The organism is Pseudoalteromonas sp. APC 3224 (genome assembly GCF_030407535.1).
In the GTDB taxonomy this organism is placed as follows: domain Bacteria; phylum Pseudomonadota; class Gammaproteobacteria; order Enterobacterales; family Alteromonadaceae; genus Pseudoalteromonas.
In genome coordinates, this window is record NZ_JASDDF010000013.1 from 39,147 (window position 1) to 56,113 (window position 16,967).

Genomic DNA, 16,967 nt, shown 5'->3' on the forward strand with positions numbered 1-16,967 from the left:
TTATAGCTCGCCTTCGTTTTCAGATAAGAATTTAGCTACGCCTTCAGGGCTTGCATCCATTCCTTTTTTACCTTCAGTCCAACCAGCAGGACATACTTCGCCATGCTCACTGTGGAATGCTAATGCATCAACCATGCGGATCATTTCGTCGATGTTACGACCAAGTGGTAAATCGTTAACTACTTGGTGACGTACGTTACCTTCTTCGTCGATTAAGAAAGAACCACGAAATGCAACGCCGGCTTCTGGGTGCTCAACGTCGTATGCTTTACAGATCTCGTGTTTAACGTCTGCAACTAGTGCGTATTGAACTTTACCAATACCGCCGTCTGCTACAGCCGTGTTACGCCATGCGTTGTGTGAGAACTGTGAATCGATTGAAACACCAATTACTTCTACACCACGTTTTTGGAATTCTGCATAACGCTTATCAAAAGCAATAAGCTCAGAAGGACATACAAAAGTGAAATCTAGTGGGTAGAAAAAGATTACTGCTTTTTTACCTTTGATTTTTTCGTGAAGGTTATAGCTATCTACAATCTCACCGTTACCTAGAACAGCTGCAGCGGTAAAGTCTGGTGCCTGGCGGCCTACTAATACACCCATTTTATTCTCCAAATATTTTGAGTTTATTGTCAATTGCTTACGCAATACTGATAGTAATATGGGCACTAATTTTTAAATTACAATAGCACCATATCTAATTAATCATTATTCTATGGCTATCAAAAATAAATTAACAATCGTATTTATAGATAGCGCCGTTCTAAAATAGCGAACGCTTGATAAACACACGGATTATTGTTCATAAAAAAACCTGCTTAAAGCAGGTTTTTTTTCTAATCCATAATGTCGCTAGGCATATCACCGCGAATATGTTGCCATATTTCACCGGTTTGATGACCATACTTACGCATCATGAATATCGCACCATCGTGCTCTTTATTCTCAGCAAGCTTAGTTAGATCTTTATAGAATTGACGTGCAAGCTCACGAGTGCGAGGATCTGAAAAGTAATGACAACCAATCTTAGAATAAAAGCCTTTGAAACCATTAAGAATAAGCACATAAATGCGATTGTTACCAGCAACAGCTAACTCATGGTGCACTTTATAGTCATAATCAGCAAATGCTTGCGCACTGTCTTCTAGTTCATCACTTTGCGATAAAATTTCAATAACGCGCTCTGGTGCAAGCTTTATTGCTGCACGGGTGTAAATTGCGCTGATGTTGGTGCGTGCTGAAAGTAACTGATCGGTCAACTCTGGCATTTTGTCTTCGTCTAAACGGGCCAGTGTTTCAAGAATATTTAACCCTGACGTTTCCCAAAAATTATTTACGCGAGTAGGTTTACCATGTTGTATTGTTAACCAACCGTCTCTTGCTAATCGTTGTAACACTTCACGCAATGTGGTTCTAGTAACACCAATTAACTCTGAGAGTTCACGCTCAGCTGGCAGAATTGAACCTGGAGGGAAATCACCATTCCAGATTGACTCTACTATGTATTCCTCAGCAAATCCTGCTGGGCTTTTCGCTTTAAAAATTCTCATTCAATTCCTACTCGAATTAATTCACATTACATCGCTACATACGATTAACTGACTGATTGTACCAGACAAGTCACAACTAACAAGTAAAGTAAGTTAAATTACCTAGGTATGTGATTAAAAGGGTAACTTTACTGGTAGAAATTAAACGCAATATGAATGCCCACCTATTATTCATACGAGACAGTTTGACTAGCTCTTACAACTGGATTAACTTGATGGCTCTGGGGAAAGTCATGTAACAGAGTATCCCTAACTTTGAGGTGCGAAAAGCTTTCATAGCTCCTCGCTTTTTCCTTTTACTTGCCCCGCTGTTTATCCTAAGTCATAATCTAAGCCCTTATTTAAATACGGAATTGTTATGAACTGGCTTGCTAATCTAAGTACTCAGCGTACACCTTGGTTATTATTCAGTGGGATTGTTTTTCTGCTTGAAGTTACTGCACTTTTCTTTCAATACAACATGGGGTTAGCGCCATGCATTATGTGCATATACCAGCGCACCGCAGTATTAGGCCTACTTTTTGCGGGTATGATTGGAGCCAGTAAACCAAACAGCCTCATAGTACGTATTGTCGCTTATGCTGTTTGGGGGATTTCAAGTGTATGGGGGTTACTAATAGCCCGTGAGCACATTGAAATGCAAACAACCACAGACCCATTTGCATTTAGCTGTGAATTTGAGCCAAACTTTCCAGAATTTATACCGTTACATCACTGGATACCGCAGTTTTTTGAAGCGACAGGTGACTGCGGAAATATAGATTGGCAATTTGCCAGCCTAAGTATGCCAGCGTGGATGGAAATTATTTTTGTACTCTTTACCGCCACACTGTTTATATTAGTGGCCAGTCGATTAATTACTAAAAAGTCACTTTAATATGTTTACTTTTTTTTCAAGCCAAGTTGATGAGCTTAAACATTTAAAAGTTCGTCAACGACAAACTGTTATAGCTATCTCTTTAAGCATGCTATCACCCAGTGACAGGGTCTTTATACGCATACTAAAGCTGATGCTATTAAGCCCATTCTTTTTAATATTTACTCTTTTCGAAGGTTGGTTACTGGTGCCCTTTTTAATTGTAGCTGGGTTGAGCTATCCGCTATTAACAGCACCAGTAGATATTAACTTTGCTAAAAAGCACCTTGGTGCTGCCTTAAAACAGTTTGATCAGGGCGCATAGCGCCCTTTTTAGTTAAAACGTCACCTTTCCATCAAGTTTGGCTAGCATTTTTTTACCCACCCCTTTTACTTTAGCTAGATCTTCAAGTGATGCGAAATCACCATTAGCTTCTCTATAATCGATAATTGCCTGTGCCTTTTTCTTACCGACACCTGGTAACTTAATTAACTGTTTTAAATCAGCACTATTAATATTAACCATGGCTGATTGCATCTGCTCTGATAACATATCGCTTTGCGCAAAGGTGGTACCCATAGGTAATAAACATAAAGCAGCTGCTAACGAGATTATTTTAATTAATTTCATACTATTTCCTTTTGCGTTCCTACATGAACATTCGTTGATTATTTACACCCAGCACTTTTACATAACGTTGTGGTTACTAAGTACTAACGGTAACAATCACTCCTTGCGACTCCTTTACTGCAACGCGTTATAAAGTGACTTAATAAATAAAGTAGAGTCAGCCTTTATTGTCAACTAAGCTGCAGATAAACTAAGGCTAAAGCTTGCAAAATAACGCGCAAGCTTGTACTGTACATAAAAACAGTAATCTAATGATTTAAAATAATCATATTGCCACGTAAGTAAGCAGGAGAAATCATGGCTGTTGTTGTTAAATATGTTGTAGAACGAAACGGAGTCGAGCGCATGACGTTTACTACTAAAAAAGAAGCTGATGCCTATGACAAAATGCTCGATATCGCCGAGTCACTAGAGCTAATGCTTGAAAAAGTAGATGTGCCGCTAAGTGAACAACAAGTTGAGTCGCTTGCACTTGAGATTGCGAAAAGTAAAGACGACTTTATGGCGGTACTTAAGGGGACTAAAGAAGTACCTGCAAAAGCTAAAAAAACAAAGTCAGATAACGTTGCAGATATAAAAGATAAAGCTGCAAGTTAGTACTTTTAAAAACCTAATAGTAATTATTAAAAAACTGAATTCGGTATTCGAATTCAGTTTTTTTTATGCCTTTAAATAATGATAGCTAAAAGCGAGTAAATCATCACTATTTGCTAATGTTAAAAGTCAGTCAATAAAAATGCCAACCAGTTAAACTGGTTGGCATTTTTTAAACCAAAACTTAGGTTAACTAATCACTTATAATGACGATTCAACTTCATCAAACAGATCAGTAATTTCCTTTTTCGGTTCAGCTGTCATAAGGCTTCCTACTACAATCGCAATACTTGCTAAAATAAAGCCAGGGACGATTTCATAGATCACGCTACTCAAACTCTCACCATTAATAGTAATAGGCGCATAAATCCACACAAGCACCGTTAGTGCACCTACAACCATACCACTGATAGCCCCTTTTAAGTTCATACGCTTCCAGTAAAGGCTAAACAATACCAGTGGACCGAATGCAGCACCGAAACCAGCCCATGCATTACTTACTAAATCTAGTATTGAACTATTGCGGTCATACGCTAAGTAGATTGCAAATAACGCAACCAATATCACGCTAATGCGCCCTACTAATACCAGCTCAGTTTGCGAAGCATTACGATTTAAGTAGATCTTATAAAAGTCTTCAGTTAAAGAACTTGAACACACCAATAGTTGCGATGAAATAGTACTCATAATCGCAGCTAAAATAGCCGCTAGTAGGAAACCGGCAATTAACGGATGGAATATTAATTCAGCTAATACTAGGAAGATTGTTTCTTTGTCGGCAATCGGCATTTGGTTTTCAATCATGAATGCTGCGCCAAATAGCCCGGTAAATACCGCACCAATAGCGGATAGCGTCATCCAAGACATACCAATACGACGCATGGTTGGCATTTCTTTTACTGAGCGAATAGACATAAAGCGAACAATAATATGCGGCTGACCAAAGTAACCTAAGCCCCACGCCATTGCAGAAATAATAGCAATGGTAGAACCGCCCGCAAACCAGTCAAGCATACTTAAAGAATGAATTTCGCTTGCTTTAGGCGAGCTTAGTAACTGCTGATAGTTTGCATTTGCTAAGGTATCCATAAAGGGTTGGTCAAGCATCATGTAGGTGGCAATTGGCACTGCCAACAACGAAATAAACATGATACAGCCTTGCACAAAGTCTGTAAGGCTAACCGCTAAAAACCCACCAAACAAGGTATATACCACTACTACACCCGTGGTGATGTATAAGCCCATTTCGTAACTCATTTGAAATGAGTTTTCAAATAACTTACCACCGGCAACAACTCCCGATGAAGTATATAAGGTAAAGAAAACAATAATTACTATTGCAGAGATAACACGTAGGATATTTTTGTTGTCATCAAAACGGTTTGCAAAGAAATCAGGGATAGTAATGGAGTCATTGGCTTTTTCAGTATAAACACGCAGTCTTGGTGCTACTAAAAAGTAGTTTGCCCATGCACCTAATACTAAACCAATTGCAATCCAAACCTTACTCAATCCAAATAAATACATTGCGCCAGGTAAACCCATTAATAACCAACCACTCATATCTGATGCACCAGCCGATAGGGCAGCTACACTGGGGGCTAAATTACGACCACCTAGCATATACCCTGAAATATCACTGGTAGATTGCTTATATGCGTATAGTCCTATTCCTAGCATTACAATAAAGTATAATGCCAGTGAAATAATCATTCCTGTTTCCAAATTCGCCTCCACTTAAAAAAGTAATAATAGGCTTGTAATCCAAATAATGACTCTTGAAATCTTATAATTAAGACAGTATTGGAATAAAAGCTTTCTACTCAACTATAACACGGTAATCGCTAATAACTCCAACCCGCTAATTTAAGTAGATAAAAAACCATCCATTCGCTTGTTTTTAAAACGAATAGAGTAAAAAACAATAAGTTTAGATTAATTAAAATTACCCAAGCCATGATATTTTATTAATAAAATTCATTTTACCGATGCTATTTTGAATGTTTTCCAATATATTATTACAATGTTAATTAATTTCTACCTTTACGGAATCTTATATGTATTTTTACGCTGCTCGCCAACCCATTTTAGATCGCAATAAGGAGCTAATTGGCTACGAGCTTTTATTTCGTGATGGGGTAGATAACGTATTTCCAAATATTGACGGCGACGAAGCGACGTCTCGCCTAATTGAAGGCAGTCAGTTTAATTTTGGCCTTGAAGATTTAACCGATAATAAACCCGCTTATATTAACTTTACCCTAGACACCTTATTAAAAGGCTACCCTACGCTATTAAATAAAGACGGGGTAGTTATTGAAATATTAGAAACCGTTCAGCCAGGAAAACGCCTGCTCGCAATAGTTAAAGATCTAAAAGAAAAAGGGTATACACTCGCTCTAGATGACTACGCGCACCAACCTGTTTGGCGCCACTTTTATCCATTTATTGATATCATTAAAATTGATTTTTTAAAGTGCGATATAGAAATCGTTAAAGCCCTCATCGAAGACTTAAAACCTTACCCTCATATTAAATTACTTGCAGAAAAAGTTGAAACCTACGAGCTTTACAACCAAGCTTTTGAACTGGGCTTTGAGTACTTTCAAGGCTTTTTCTTTTCAAAACCTGAGATGGTGCAAAGTAAAGCCTTACCGCCATCAGGCATGGCACTGGCTGAACTGCTCTATGAAACATCCAGTGTAGAAATGGATCTTAAAAAAATCACCGATGTATTTGAGCGTGATGTTAACTTATCATATAAACTACTGCGCTATTCAAACTCAGCAGCATTTACCCGCCGCTCTGAAATAAGCACTATAAAACAAGCACTAATTGTATTAGGCGCTGCTGAAATAAAAAAGCTGCTCTCTTTATTGTTTGCAGCACAAGTCTCTGCCGATAAGCCATTAGAGCTTATTAGACTGTCGTTAACGCGGGCGCGTTTTTGTGAGTTGTTAGCTATTTCACATGGCAAACTGAAAGACACAGGCATGGCGTTCTTAACTGGCATGATGTCGCTTATGGATGCGATATTAGATGAAGAAATGGACAGCGTAATGCTTAAATTACCTCTATCTAATGAGATAAAAACAGCGCTATTAAAAAATGAAGGGCTACTTGCCGAATACTTAAGTTTAGTGACTCTGTATGAGCAAGGTGATTGGCAAGCTGCGAATGACAAAGCTCAGCAACTAAACTTAGGTGATGAAGTGCCTGATGCATACCACGAAGCTCTCAATTGGGTTAGTGAGCAAATGCAGGTGATGATTGATAGCTAAGAGATCTTTGATGCCCATTAACAAAAACGCCAGCATTTGCTGGCGTTTCTATTTTAATTAAAGACTTTCTAAAAAATCTTCATCAAAATCTTCAGGCTCTTCTTTTATTGGCGGGTTACCGTCAAATAACTCGTATAATTGACGCTGAAAATAAATGTCTTTAATAAATAAGTAGGGATCTAACGAATCATTTAATAACCCTTCCTGAGCCATTAAAGACGCACGCGCTTCAACCGCTTTTAGTGCGAACACTAAAATGGTTTGTGGCGTGGTCAGTGCTATTTCAGGCAATACTAGGTTATCAACAACATCACCGGTTAAGTTACGTGCGGTAGATGGCCCCATTGCTGGGATCATTAAATAAGCACCATCACCCACTCCCCACACACCTAAAGTTTGGCCAAAGTCCTCGCTAGTTACTTCAAGCCCAAGTGAGCTGGCAACATCAAATATGCCAAATACACCCACCGTTGAATTCACTAAAAAACGTGCAAAATTAATTCCAGCACTGCTTGGTTTTCCTTGCAGGCCGGCATTTATAATATCAACGGGTGCAGTAATATTATCGGTAAAGTGCACAATACTACGACGAACAGGCTGCGGTGTAACAGTGATGTAACCCACTGCTGCTGGCCTTAAAATATAGGTATCGAGTACGTCCATATTAAAGTCATAAATGGGTCTATTTACACTTTGTAAGGGATCGCGCTCATCATATTTACTCTCGGGCACTTGAGCACAGCCCGATAAGGTGAGTAAACATAATAAAAGTAAGCCTTGTTTTAACATCTCAAATCCTTAAGGTATTAATGTATCAATGTTCAGTTGCACTTGTCGCACATCTTTACGAAGCAGTACTTCAGAGTGGCCTTCAAGCTCACCAGTACTTGGCATCACTGAATCATCATTAGAAATACGCGCAGAAATAACAATTTCATTAGCACTGGATAAATTTAGCCCCGCCATCATGGCGTTCTTGTCGCTCAGCTCAACGGTGATTGGAAAGCTATAGTCAGTCAGTTTAACAACGGCTAAAGGCATTGGTGAACCTTCAGAAGCTTTAGCAAACACAAACAAAATACCGTTACTGGGCTGTTTCTCTTCGAGTTGCTCGTCAATCTTAACCGTAACCTGAATACCCTGTACAACTCGCTGGTCGTGGCTGTTTAGCTCACTTTGCTTAGCTATTTGGCCATCAATTTCACTAATGCGCTTTGAAATCATAGCATAACGCGTATCTGACTCGTCCATACTGGCAAGAAGTACCTCAAATGCAGCTTTTGCCTGTATCCAATCCTTTCTCTCAAAAGCAATCAGCGCAAGTAACGAAATCGCATCGAGGTTATTTGGCTGTGCTTGTAGTACTTTAGAAAGCATACCCGCTGCGCGAGTCATATTTTCATCACTGCCCTCAAGTAATAATACCTGCGAGTAACTCACCAAAGCTTGCATATTATCAGAGTTCATTGACAATGCTTTATCAAATGACTGTTTTGCCATGTCAAACTCATTAAGCATTATAGCCACACGCCCTAACAGCATCCAAGCCACTTCATCGTCACCGCTTTGGCTTAACTTAGTACGCAGTGCCAATGCAAACGCTTGCAGTTCATTTTTAGTTAACGGCTCACCTTTTTGCATTACAGCGCGTTGGCCATAATCGGCCAAATTGTCCATTGCATCATGCCAAGCCGCTATTTGTTGCTGGCTGCCGGTCATTGCATAAAATATACCCGCTAACGCAATTAAAAACGCCGCCCCTGTTAAAGCAAATATACGATTATCACCACGACTATTGAGTGACTTTTCTGGTGATAATTCATTTAGCAAACGGCGTTTTAGCTCAACAATTGCCTCGCTGTGGTTTTGCGAGTCTATGCGTTGGTTGTCTAAATCAGCCTGCAGTTCAACTAAACGCTGCTCATAAATACTGATAAGCTCAGCATTAGCGTTATGAGTAATCGTTACTACGCGCTCTTTTTTTAAAAAAGGCACAATAATAAACAGCAATGCAATGAGTGTGAGTAAAGCAAAAGACGCCCACATTAGAATCATTTAACTTTGCTCCTGACGTTTATTTTGTTTAATCAACTTATTGAGCATCACTTCATCAGCGTCACTCCACGTTTGTTTTACCGACGCTTTACGCTGGCGAATAACAATAAAGCCAAAGCCTATTATTACAATGAGTACTGGCAACACCCACAGAATTAACGTAGCCGGCGTTACTGGTGGATCGTAATGAACAAAGTAGCCATAGCGGTCAATCATATAGTCAATGACTTCGTCTTTGCTTTTACCATCTTTTACTAACGCCAATACGCGATCGCGTAAATCTTTTGCAACTACGGCATCTGAATCAGCAATATTTTGGTTTTGACATTTAGGGCAGCGTAATTCCTTAGTTAGCTCTTCAAAACGAACCGCTTGATCGTTGCTATCAAACTGATAACGGTCTTGTTGAGCAAACGCAGCTAAACTAACAAATAAGCTAAGGGTTAATAAAAACAATCTCATTGCTGAAGCTCCTGCATAAGAGGCGCAAATTTAGCGCGCCAAACTCGAGGGTTTATATCACCGGTGTGGTGTAACAAAATAGTACCATTTTTATCAACTAAAAATGTTTCTGGTGCTCCAGACACCCCCAAATCTAACGCCAAAGAGCGCTCTAAATCTAAAATATTAAACTGATAAGGGTTACCTGCGCGCGCAAGCATATTACTCACATCGTCACGCAGAGCTTGCATATCAAACGGGCCATCAAAGTCGGCATCGTAGCTTTGCACATAATACAAACCGATAATTTTAATGCCTTGTTCGCGAAGCTTAGTTAAATAATCAAGCTCAGCTAGACACGTTGGGCACCATGTGCCCCACACGTTTAATAAATACACATCACCTTTTAACTGCTCATCAGTCCAACGTTTATTATCTTGCATTAAATCAGGCAAGTTAAATGTCGGTACGGTTTGACCAATACGTCCTGTTTGTATTTCCCGAGGGTTAGCAAACAACCCTTGATATAAAAACACACAAATAAAGATGAAAATTAATAAAGGGACTATTGCCATCAATTTACGATTCATAATGCCCCCTCTAATTCATCTTTGCGGGGTGTAGCGCGATAACGCTTATCAAATAAAATCACAAACCCAGCAAGTGAAATCAAAACACCACCAATCCACATCCAACGTACAAACGGCTTGTGGTAAATACGCAGTGACCATGCCCCTTCACTTAATTGCTCGCCAAGGGCGAGATATAAATCGCGAGTAAAACCTGCATCTATTGCAGCTTCAGTCATAAATTGCATACCAATATCGTATCGGCGTTTTTCTGCATAAAGACGCGCAATCGTTTTGTCTTCTTTTGACACTGTTACCACACCAGCATGACCACTGTAGTTTGCACCACGAATTGTCTTCACGCCTTCAAAACGGTATTGATACTGATTAAGCTGTACGCTATCACCTGGCTTCATGGCTACATCGCGCTCAACTGAATACGCAGAGGTAAGGGTAATACCGGCAATAACAAAGGCTAAACCAACATGACCAAGCACCATAGCCCAATAACTTAAACCTAAGCGTTTGATGCCAAGTTTAATTGTTCCATGAACTGCGGCCTTGGTGTAAAGGTCGATAAAAGTGGCTATAAATATCCATACACCCAATGTAGTCGCTAACAGAGTGAGTGGCGTAACCACTTCATAACTGCTAAACAGCCAAGCACAGGTAATAACAACACTGGCTAGTGCGCCAACAAATATTTTGTTTTGTAAAAATGCCCATTTATTTTGCTTCCAGCGCAAAAATGGCCCTATGCCCATTAAAATCGCAAATGGCACCAGTAGAATGGCAAACATTTTATTAAAGAAAGGTTCGCCAATAGAAATGCTGCCTAAGCCCATTTCTTTGTGCACCATAGGTAATAAAGTACCTAATAGTACAATTAAGGTGGCAACCACTAAGAAAATGTTATTTAGCCAAAGTGCTACTTCACGAGAGACAAACTTATAACGTCCTTCACTTTTAACTTGTGACACACGCAAGCCGTAAAGCGCTAAGCCGCCGCCAACAACAATGGCTAAGAAAGCAAGAATAAATAGTCCACGATCTGGATCGGTTGCAAAGGCGTGCACCGAAACAATAATCCCTGAACGAACAATAAAAGTGCCCAGTAAACTTAATGAAAAAGCAGCAATTGCTAATAATACGGTCCATGATTTAAATACACCGCGCTTTTCAGTCACACTTAAAGAGTGTAATAAAGCCGTTGCCACTAACCATGGCATCAGTGATGCGTTCTCAACTGGATCCCAGAACCACCAGCCGCCCCAGCCAAGTTCTGCATAGGCCCACCAACTACCAATGGTAATACCTAAGGTTAAAAAGCCCCATGCAGTCATCGTCCATGGGCGTGACCACTTCGCCCAGGTATTATCGAGTTTACCAGTTAATAGTGCAGCAATAGCAAAGGAAAAAGCCACAGAAAGCCCCACATACCCCATGTAAAGTAATGGTGGATGAATGATCATGCCTGGGTCTTGTAATAATGGGTTTAAGTCTCGCCCTTCAACTGGGAAATAGGGCAATAAACGCTCAAACGGACTTGAAAGCAATAAGGTGTACATCATAAAGCCGACACCTAAAAAGCCAAGCACACCTAATACACGAGCACGAAGCACCCAAGGAAGTGACTTTGAACGCACAGCGACCAGAGCTGTCCACCCGGCTTGCATAAGTAACCACAGTAAAATAGCACCTTCATGACCGCCCCATGTAGAGGTGATTTTATAATACCAAGGTAAGGTGCTACTTGAATGATAAGCAACGTAAGACACGGTAAAATCATCGGTGAGGCTGGCATAAATAAGAACAGCGAACGACAATGCAACAAATGCAAACTGACCAACCGCTAATGATGGCGCCGCACGCATCAAACGAAGATTACCTGTGTGTGCTCCCCAAAGTGGGAAAATACACAACAGCACACTGAGCACCATGGCCAATGTTAAAGAAAAATAACCAATTTCTGGGATCATATCAGCTCCCACTATCTAAGTTATATTTTGGCTTTTCGTGCTTAATGCCTTTTACTGCCTCAGCAACTTCTGCCGGCATATATTCTTCATCATGCTTGGCCAATACTTCAAATGCTTCAATCACGTTAGGCTCTACTAACACACCTTGCGCAACAATCCCTTGTCCTTCACGAAACAAATCAGGCAAAATACCTTGATAACGTACCGTTACCAATGGGCCTGTATCAATCAGCTTAAAACTTACTTTTAGGCTTTGTTCATTTCTGATCACAGAGCCTGGTACTACCATACCGCCAATTCTCAGCTTTTGACCTACAAACGGCTTTTCTTTATCGGGACCTTTACCATCAATTAATTCGCTGGGGGTGTAAAACAAATTAATATTTTCTTGTAAGGCGTACAACACTAAACCAATTGATCCTCCAATACCAAAGAGTACGGCGATAATAACCAAAAGGCGTTTTTTACGTCTAGGGTTCACGAGGTTTGCTCCTGCTTAGAATTTTTAATTCGAGTTTCACGTGCAATTTGCTGCTCAACGGACGCTAAAATTTGTTTTTTGTCGCGTAACGAGCTAAATAAAATACCTAATAAAATCAATGCACATGTACCAAAAGAAAGCCATACATAAAAACCATAGCCTCCCATTGCAATAAAATCTGAAAACGAGTCAAACTGCATAATTACCCCTTAGTTAACAACTGTCGCACCCATGGGCGGTGCTTTTCACGGTGTAAAATTTCATTTTTAAGACGAATTAAAGTCACCGTACCGACAAACGCGGCAAAGGCTAAAATATTAATCATTAATGGCCAAAACATACTAGGGTCAACCGCATCGCGATTAAACTTAGTGATACTCGCCCCTTGGTGCAGGGTATTCCACCACTCCACCGAAAAGTGAATAATAGGTAGGTTGATCACCCCTACTATGGCTAAAATTGACGCGGCGCGACCTGCTGACTTTTTATCTTCAAAGGCATGGTACAAAGACAACACCCCTAAGTATAAAAATAATAAAATAAGTTCAGAAGTCAGTCGTGCATCCCATACCCACCAAGCACCCCACATCGGTTTACCCCATGCGGCACCGGTAATTAAGGCTATTGCAGTCATACACGCGCCAACAGGCGCGATTGCAATTACCGCAAGTTCTGCATTACGCAATTGCCATACCAAGGCAACAATGGCTGCAATCGCCATTGATGAATATGCGCCCATAGATAAAATAGCGGAGGGCACGTGAATAAAAATAATACGATAACTGTCTTTTTGTTGGTAATCGGCAGGGGCAAAACCTAACCCCCAAATCCAACCAACAATCATACTAACGACCGTTACTACTGCAAAATATGGCAGTAGAGTATTGCATAATTGATATGCTCGCTCTGCTTTCGCATACGGATGTAACCACTTCCACATATTAACTTACACTCACTTTTAATGCTGATGATATGGCAATTGGTGCACTGATAATCGCAACGACTAACATAGCACCAAGGATTGCAAGCTGACCACTGTAATCCAGCGACATAGTGCTGGTATCAATAGCGGAAGTTGCAAAAATTAAAACTGGAATATACAAAGGCAACACTAATAAGCTCATTAAAATGCCGCCTTTTTGTAATCCCACAGTCAAACCCGCCCCTATTGCGCCAATAAAGCTTAATAAAGGGGTTCCTAGTAATAGCGTTAATAACGTGGCCATTAAGGCCGTTGTTTCTAAATTTAGTAATAAAGCAAATAAAGGAGTCATAAAGACCAACGGTAAGCCGGTGATCACCCAATGGGCCGCAACTTTACCTAGCACAGTTAATGATAAAGGATACGAGGAAGCAATTAGTTGCTCCAAAGAGCCATCGTTATAGTCATCTCTAAATAACTTATCGAGTCCAAGCATGGTTGATAATAAAGCCGCAACCCAAATAATGCCTGGCGCCATTCTTGATAACAACCCAGGCTCTGGCCCTATTGCTAATGGGAATAACGAGATAACAATTAAAAAAAACAAGATAGGATTGACTATTTCAGCACGCTGGCGAAAAGCGAGTTTAACGTCTTTACTAAATACCGCGACAAATAACTGCCAATATGAGTGCTGTCGTGTCATTAGTGGCGGTACTCCAAAGTCAAGGTCTGTAGGTCACTAAAGTGGGTGGTTAGGTCTTGGTGTGTTGTTAACAAAATAGCGCCCCCCTTTGATAAGTGCTCAGTAAAACGTTGCTGTAAAAAAGCAACGCCACTTTTGTCGAGCGCTGTAAAAGGTTCATCTAAAATCCATAACTTAGCTTCAGATAACCATAATCTAACCAAAGCTACTCGTCTTTGTTGACCCGCCGATAATGTTCTTACGGGCACATCTTCCAGCCCTACCAAACCTAACTTACTCAACAAAGGATATAAATCAGGTGTATTAACATAACCATTAATTGCCAACCAATGTGCTACATTTTCAACTGCACTAAGTTGTACGTTAACTCCGGTTTTGTGGCCTATAAATAATAAATCTCTGGCGTATTCGTCATAATATTTTTTGATAGATTGATTAAGGTATAAAATATCACCTTCATCAGGCAGCGAAAAACCGGCAATGATGCGCAATAATGATGTTTTGCCAGCCCCATTAGGACCAGCTAACTGCATGATTTGACCACTTTTAAGGCTAAAATTAAGTTCATCAAACAAACAACGCTCTTGCTTGATACAAGTAACGGACTTAATGTGTAACAAGATGACGATTCTCTCTGCCAAAAATTAGCGGTAAGTCTACCATAATGATAGGGTAATACGAATATTGCTTTAGAATCGATTTACTTAAAATACAGAAAACTTGATATAAAATAATGAATACACCAACGCACATTACAGTGACTAACCCACAGGTTAGTAATCAAACAACCGATTCGGGTAAAACTGCGTTACCAATACTGCCGCCTGAAGTACTAGCGGCAAAAAACATTCAGTTTTCTAAAGATTCAGTTACGCTTGATGTATTTATGAATAAGCATTGGCAAACAATTCGGCTCACTGTTAATGAAGCCCCAACAAACGTTGAAAAAATAGCGAGTGCTAACATACAACTAAGTGCAGATGGTAAAAGCTTAACCATTATTCCTAACAACAGCACCTTATCAATTAAACAACCAGAACAGTTACAGCGGTTTTTAAACTTTATAAACACTCAAAGTGATATTCAAAACAACCCGCTATCGATACAAGTTACTTTAAAGCCAACGCCAAAACTGGTGATTGAAAAATTTAATGCCAGCATCGCCATTAATAAACAAGTAGCGCAATTACTGGCCGAAGAACCCTTATTAAAAGGCATAATTGATACTGATGGCAAAGGTACACGGCTAAATATCATTAATCGTTTTGCTGACATTGTACATTCTCAACCTTTAAGCCAGGCAAAACTAACACAATTAGTTGCTAACAATTTAGGTCATGCTCAGCTTCATGCTACACCCAAGTTTGCGGTGCTAACTCCAAATACCGCAAAAAGCTCGTTAAATATTAGCTTAAGCCATCAACAGTTATCTGAACTACCCACAACGCCGACTAAGGTAACTATTAGCAGCCAAGCAGATAAACTATTAATTAAAACCGCTTATCAAAATATAACCGTGGAGCTTAAAAACTCATTTAGTAAACCATTTAATGAGATGCTGTTACAGCAACCGCAAGTTGCTATCGATTCGCAAAAAATTAAGTCTCATCCACTTAGTACCGTTAATAGTCCAATTCAATCATGGCTAAAAAGCAGCTTTGCTGATTTTAAAACACGTATTTTAGATGCGGTAAAACATTTTGAAAGCAAGCCATTTACCACTGTATTAAACGCATCTCAAAAACCAAACATTGCTTTTAATGAACAGCAACAATTGCTCGCGCCAACGCAAAAAATAGACATTACGCAATTAAAAAGCCCTTTAGGAACTCCCCCCCCTTTAGTGCAACTAACCCAGCAGCTAAAAACCAGTATCTCTTTATGGCAACAGCGAGCGTTACCAACACCCGTAGATTTACACCCTGTTATTACCCAATCAGCACAAACAGCTAATAGCACCTTAACAGCCGTTAATCATTTGCAGCCACTGGAAAAGCTATTATTGACAACCGTTTTAAAGCAAACCGAAACCGCTCCAATAGAGCAAAAAGAAGCAAGCAAACACGCTCTAAGCAGCCAACTAAACACTATCGTAACTAAGGCGGCAGATCAGGGTACTGACTTAAACCGCTTGGTTAATCAAGCTTTTAACCGTATGTTGTCAGAAAGTAATTTACACCCGACCACCATAAAGCGTGAAATACTCAGCACTATAAAGCCGACACAACTAACCAGTGACACTTTGCAGAGTTCCTTTAATCGAGGTGTAGAACAACTTTCATTAAGCATTTTAGCTGCGCCGATTATTAATCAAAACCCAACAGCCGTTAGCATTAATAATCAAAGCGGTTTAGAGGCCCTACTTCAGGTTTTATTACCAAGCTTCAAGGCCGGTAATAATACTAATAAGTTATTAGAACAGTTACAGCAACCACAAGTGCAAGCATTAGCAGGTGAATTAACACAAATTAAAAACACCTTAAGCCAAGTACAAGCGCCCGTTTTGAGCCAGCAGCCTGACACTAACTCCTTAGTGCAGTTTTTATTGCCTATGAAACTGCCACCAGAGGCGGCACAAACAGAAATATCGTTAGGACAATATAAAAAGCCAAACAACGGCAAATTAGCGGATAAAAACGTGTGGTTTGTAAGATTAAATTTTGATTATGCTGAACTAGGTAAGCTGCAAATAACCGCAGAGTTGATGGACAAAGCATTAGATTGTCAGTTATTAGCGTCCACTCAAGCTGTGAGCGCGTTGGCTCATCCACACCTTGATAATTTACGCTCAAAACTAGCAAAACAGGGCTTACAAGTCGGCGATCTTAATTTGAAACGCGCAGATGACAACCATCAAGCATTTTACCAATCCCATGCCATTATAAATATTAAGGTTTAG

General features: G+C 39.9%; 19 protein-coding genes. 5 read left to right on the forward strand and 14 right to left on the reverse strand.

What is annotated here, in order from left to right; translation table 11 throughout:
* Entirely contained in the window at positions 1-606 is a 606-nt protein-coding gene (locus tag QL989_RS08300) for a peroxiredoxin C (protein WP_008109095.1), read from the reverse strand.
* Positions 607-839: 233 nt separating this feature from the next.
* Positions 840-1,553, reverse strand: a complete 714-nt coding sequence (fadR, locus tag QL989_RS08305; protein ID WP_008109093.1) for a fatty acid metabolism transcriptional regulator FadR — start codon at positions 1,551-1,553, stop codon at positions 840-842.
* Positions 1,554-1,911: 358 nt separating this feature from the next.
* On the opposite strand from fadR, the gene dsbB reads away from it, so the two are divergent.
* Together dsbB and QL989_RS08315 are read left to right on the forward strand one after the other, a co-directional pair.
* Positions 1,912-2,430, forward strand: coding sequence for a disulfide bond formation protein DsbB (gene dsbB / locus QL989_RS08310; RefSeq protein ID WP_138605330.1), 519 nt, complete (start codon positions 1,912-1,914; stop codon positions 2,428-2,430).
* Position 2,431: 1 nt separating this feature from the next.
* Entirely contained in the window at positions 2,432-2,734 is a 303-nt protein-coding gene (locus QL989_RS08315; RefSeq protein ID WP_010387958.1) for a hypothetical protein, read from the forward strand.
* A 12-nt stretch (positions 2,735-2,746) separates the two neighbouring features.
* Here QL989_RS08315 and QL989_RS08320 read toward each other — a convergent pair whose 3' ends face one another.
* A complete protein-coding gene (locus QL989_RS08320) occupies positions 2,747-3,040 on the reverse strand; it encodes a ComEA family DNA-binding protein (RefSeq protein ID WP_138605328.1) in 294 nt (97 codons plus the stop codon).
* Between the two features lie 297 nt (positions 3,041-3,337).
* Here QL989_RS08320 and QL989_RS08325 point away from each other — a divergent pair, with 297 nt between their 5' ends.
* Positions 3,338-3,637: a YebG family protein gene (locus tag QL989_RS08325; RefSeq protein ID WP_010387955.1), complete on the forward strand. Its 300-nt coding sequence runs from the start codon at positions 3,338-3,340 to the stop codon at positions 3,635-3,637.
* Between the two features lie 198 nt (positions 3,638-3,835).
* Here the strand turns inward: QL989_RS08325 and putP are convergent, their stop codons facing one another.
* Complete coding sequence (gene putP, locus QL989_RS08330) at positions 3,836-5,347, reverse strand: sodium/proline symporter PutP (RefSeq protein WP_138605326.1); 1,512 nt, start codon at positions 5,345-5,347, stop codon at positions 3,836-3,838.
* A 344-nt stretch (positions 5,348-5,691) separates the two neighbouring features.
* On the opposite strand from putP, the gene QL989_RS08335 reads away from it, so the two are divergent.
* The gene (locus QL989_RS08335) at positions 5,692-6,915 is read left to right on the forward strand and encodes an HDOD domain-containing protein (RefSeq protein WP_138605325.1); all 1,224 of its coding nucleotides are present in this window, start codon (positions 5,692-5,694) and stop codon (positions 6,913-6,915) included.
* Positions 6,916-6,972: 57 nt separating this feature from the next.
* Here QL989_RS08335 and QL989_RS08340 read toward each other — a convergent pair whose 3' ends face one another.
* The 10 genes from QL989_RS08340 to ccmA are packed head-to-tail and all read right to left on the reverse strand — an operon-like array spanning position 6,973 to position 14,688.
* The gene (locus tag QL989_RS08340) at positions 6,973-7,704 is read right to left on the reverse strand and encodes a VacJ family lipoprotein (protein ID WP_138605324.1); all 732 of its coding nucleotides are present in this window, start codon (positions 7,702-7,704) and stop codon (positions 6,973-6,975) included.
* A gap of 9 nt (positions 7,705-7,713) precedes the next feature.
* Complete coding sequence (gene ccmI / locus QL989_RS08345; protein WP_138605323.1) at positions 7,714-8,970, reverse strand: c-type cytochrome biogenesis protein CcmI; 1,257 nt, start codon at positions 8,968-8,970, stop codon at positions 7,714-7,716.
* Positions 8,971-9,432: a cytochrome c-type biogenesis protein gene (locus tag QL989_RS08350; RefSeq protein ID WP_138605322.1), complete on the reverse strand. Its 462-nt coding sequence runs from the start codon at positions 9,430-9,432 to the stop codon at positions 8,971-8,973.
* Positions 9,429-10,001, reverse strand: coding sequence for a DsbE family thiol:disulfide interchange protein (locus QL989_RS08355; RefSeq protein ID WP_138605321.1), 573 nt, complete (start codon positions 9,999-10,001; stop codon positions 9,429-9,431). Before QL989_RS08355 ends, QL989_RS08350 begins: the two co-directional genes overlap by 4 nt.
* The gene (locus QL989_RS08360; protein WP_290169694.1) at positions 9,998-11,959 is read right to left on the reverse strand and encodes a heme lyase CcmF/NrfE family subunit; all 1,962 of its coding nucleotides are present in this window, start codon (positions 11,957-11,959) and stop codon (positions 9,998-10,000) included. The genes QL989_RS08355 and QL989_RS08360 overlap by 4 nt, the downstream gene beginning before the upstream one ends.
* Before the next feature lies 1 nt (position 11,960).
* Positions 11,961-12,440, reverse strand: coding sequence for a cytochrome c maturation protein CcmE (ccmE, locus tag QL989_RS08365; protein ID WP_138605319.1), 480 nt, complete (start codon positions 12,438-12,440; stop codon positions 11,961-11,963).
* Positions 12,437-12,640: a heme exporter protein CcmD gene (gene ccmD / locus QL989_RS08370; protein WP_008112240.1), complete on the reverse strand. Its 204-nt coding sequence runs from the start codon at positions 12,638-12,640 to the stop codon at positions 12,437-12,439. The genes ccmE and ccmD overlap by 4 nt, the downstream gene beginning before the upstream one ends.
* 2 nt (positions 12,641-12,642) lie before the next feature.
* Positions 12,643-13,380 carry a heme ABC transporter permease gene (locus tag QL989_RS08375; protein WP_138605318.1) on the reverse strand — a complete coding sequence of 246 codons (738 nt, stop codon included), beginning with the start codon at positions 13,378-13,380 and terminating at the stop codon, positions 12,643-12,645.
* A 1-nt stretch (position 13,381) separates the two neighbouring features.
* A complete protein-coding gene (ccmB, locus tag QL989_RS08380; RefSeq protein ID WP_138605317.1) occupies positions 13,382-14,068 on the reverse strand; it encodes a heme exporter protein CcmB in 687 nt (228 codons plus the stop codon).
* On the reverse strand, positions 14,068-14,688 hold the full coding sequence (ccmA, locus tag QL989_RS08385) for a cytochrome c biogenesis heme-transporting ATPase CcmA (protein WP_178956402.1): 621 nt from the start codon (positions 14,686-14,688) through the stop codon (positions 14,068-14,070). Before ccmA ends, ccmB begins: the two co-directional genes overlap by 1 nt.
* A gap of 113 nt (positions 14,689-14,801) precedes the next feature.
* Between ccmA and QL989_RS08390 the strand changes: the two genes are divergently transcribed.
* Positions 14,802-16,967 carry a flagellar hook-length control protein FliK gene (locus QL989_RS08390; RefSeq protein ID WP_290169701.1) on the forward strand — a complete coding sequence of 722 codons (2,166 nt, stop codon included), beginning with the start codon at positions 14,802-14,804 and terminating at the stop codon, positions 16,965-16,967.

What these genes read in the sequence shown, in the direction of transcription:
- QL989_RS08300 (WP_008109095.1), bottom strand. Translation starts at nt 606, where the DNA reads ATGGGTGTATTAGTAGGCCGCCAGGCACCAGACTTTACCGCTGCAGCT.
- fadR (WP_008109093.1), bottom strand. Translation starts at nt 1,553, where the DNA reads ATGAGAATTTTTAAAGCGAAAAGCCCAGCAGGATTTGCTGAGGAATAC.
- dsbB (WP_138605330.1), top strand. Translation starts at nt 1,912, where the DNA reads ATGAACTGGCTTGCTAATCTAAGTACTCAGCGTACACCTTGGTTATTA.
- QL989_RS08315 (WP_010387958.1), top strand. Translation starts at nt 2,432, where the DNA reads ATGTTTACTTTTTTTTCAAGCCAAGTTGATGAGCTTAAACATTTAAAA.
- QL989_RS08320 (WP_138605328.1), bottom strand. Translation starts at nt 3,040, where the DNA reads ATGAAATTAATTAAAATAATCTCGTTAGCAGCTGCTTTATGTTTATTA.
- QL989_RS08325 (WP_010387955.1), top strand. Translation starts at nt 3,338, where the DNA reads ATGGCTGTTGTTGTTAAATATGTTGTAGAACGAAACGGAGTCGAGCGC.
- putP (WP_138605326.1), bottom strand. Translation starts at nt 5,347, where the DNA reads ATGATTATTTCACTGGCATTATACTTTATTGTAATGCTAGGAATAGGA.
- QL989_RS08335 (WP_138605325.1), top strand. Translation starts at nt 5,692, where the DNA reads ATGTATTTTTACGCTGCTCGCCAACCCATTTTAGATCGCAATAAGGAG.
- QL989_RS08340 (WP_138605324.1), bottom strand. Translation starts at nt 7,704, where the DNA reads ATGTTAAAACAAGGCTTACTTTTATTATGTTTACTCACCTTATCGGGC.
- ccmI (WP_138605323.1), bottom strand. Translation starts at nt 8,970, where the DNA reads ATGATTCTAATGTGGGCGTCTTTTGCTTTACTCACACTCATTGCATTG.
- QL989_RS08350 (WP_138605322.1), bottom strand. Translation starts at nt 9,432, where the DNA reads ATGAGATTGTTTTTATTAACCCTTAGCTTATTTGTTAGTTTAGCTGCG.
- QL989_RS08355 (WP_138605321.1), bottom strand. Translation starts at nt 10,001, where the DNA reads ATGAATCGTAAATTGATGGCAATAGTCCCTTTATTAATTTTCATCTTT.
- QL989_RS08360 (WP_290169694.1), bottom strand. Translation starts at nt 11,959, where the DNA reads ATGATCCCAGAAATTGGTTATTTTTCTTTAACATTGGCCATGGTGCTC.
- ccmD (WP_008112240.1), bottom strand. Translation starts at nt 12,640, where the DNA reads ATGCAGTTTGACTCGTTTTCAGATTTTATTGCAATGGGAGGCTATGGT.
- QL989_RS08375 (WP_138605318.1), bottom strand. Translation starts at nt 13,380, where the DNA reads ATGTGGAAGTGGTTACATCCGTATGCGAAAGCAGAGCGAGCATATCAA.
- ccmB (WP_138605317.1), bottom strand. Translation starts at nt 14,068, where the DNA reads ATGACACGACAGCACTCATATTGGCAGTTATTTGTCGCGGTATTTAGT.
- QL989_RS08390 (WP_290169701.1), top strand. Translation starts at nt 14,802, where the DNA reads ATGAATACACCAACGCACATTACAGTGACTAACCCACAGGTTAGTAAT.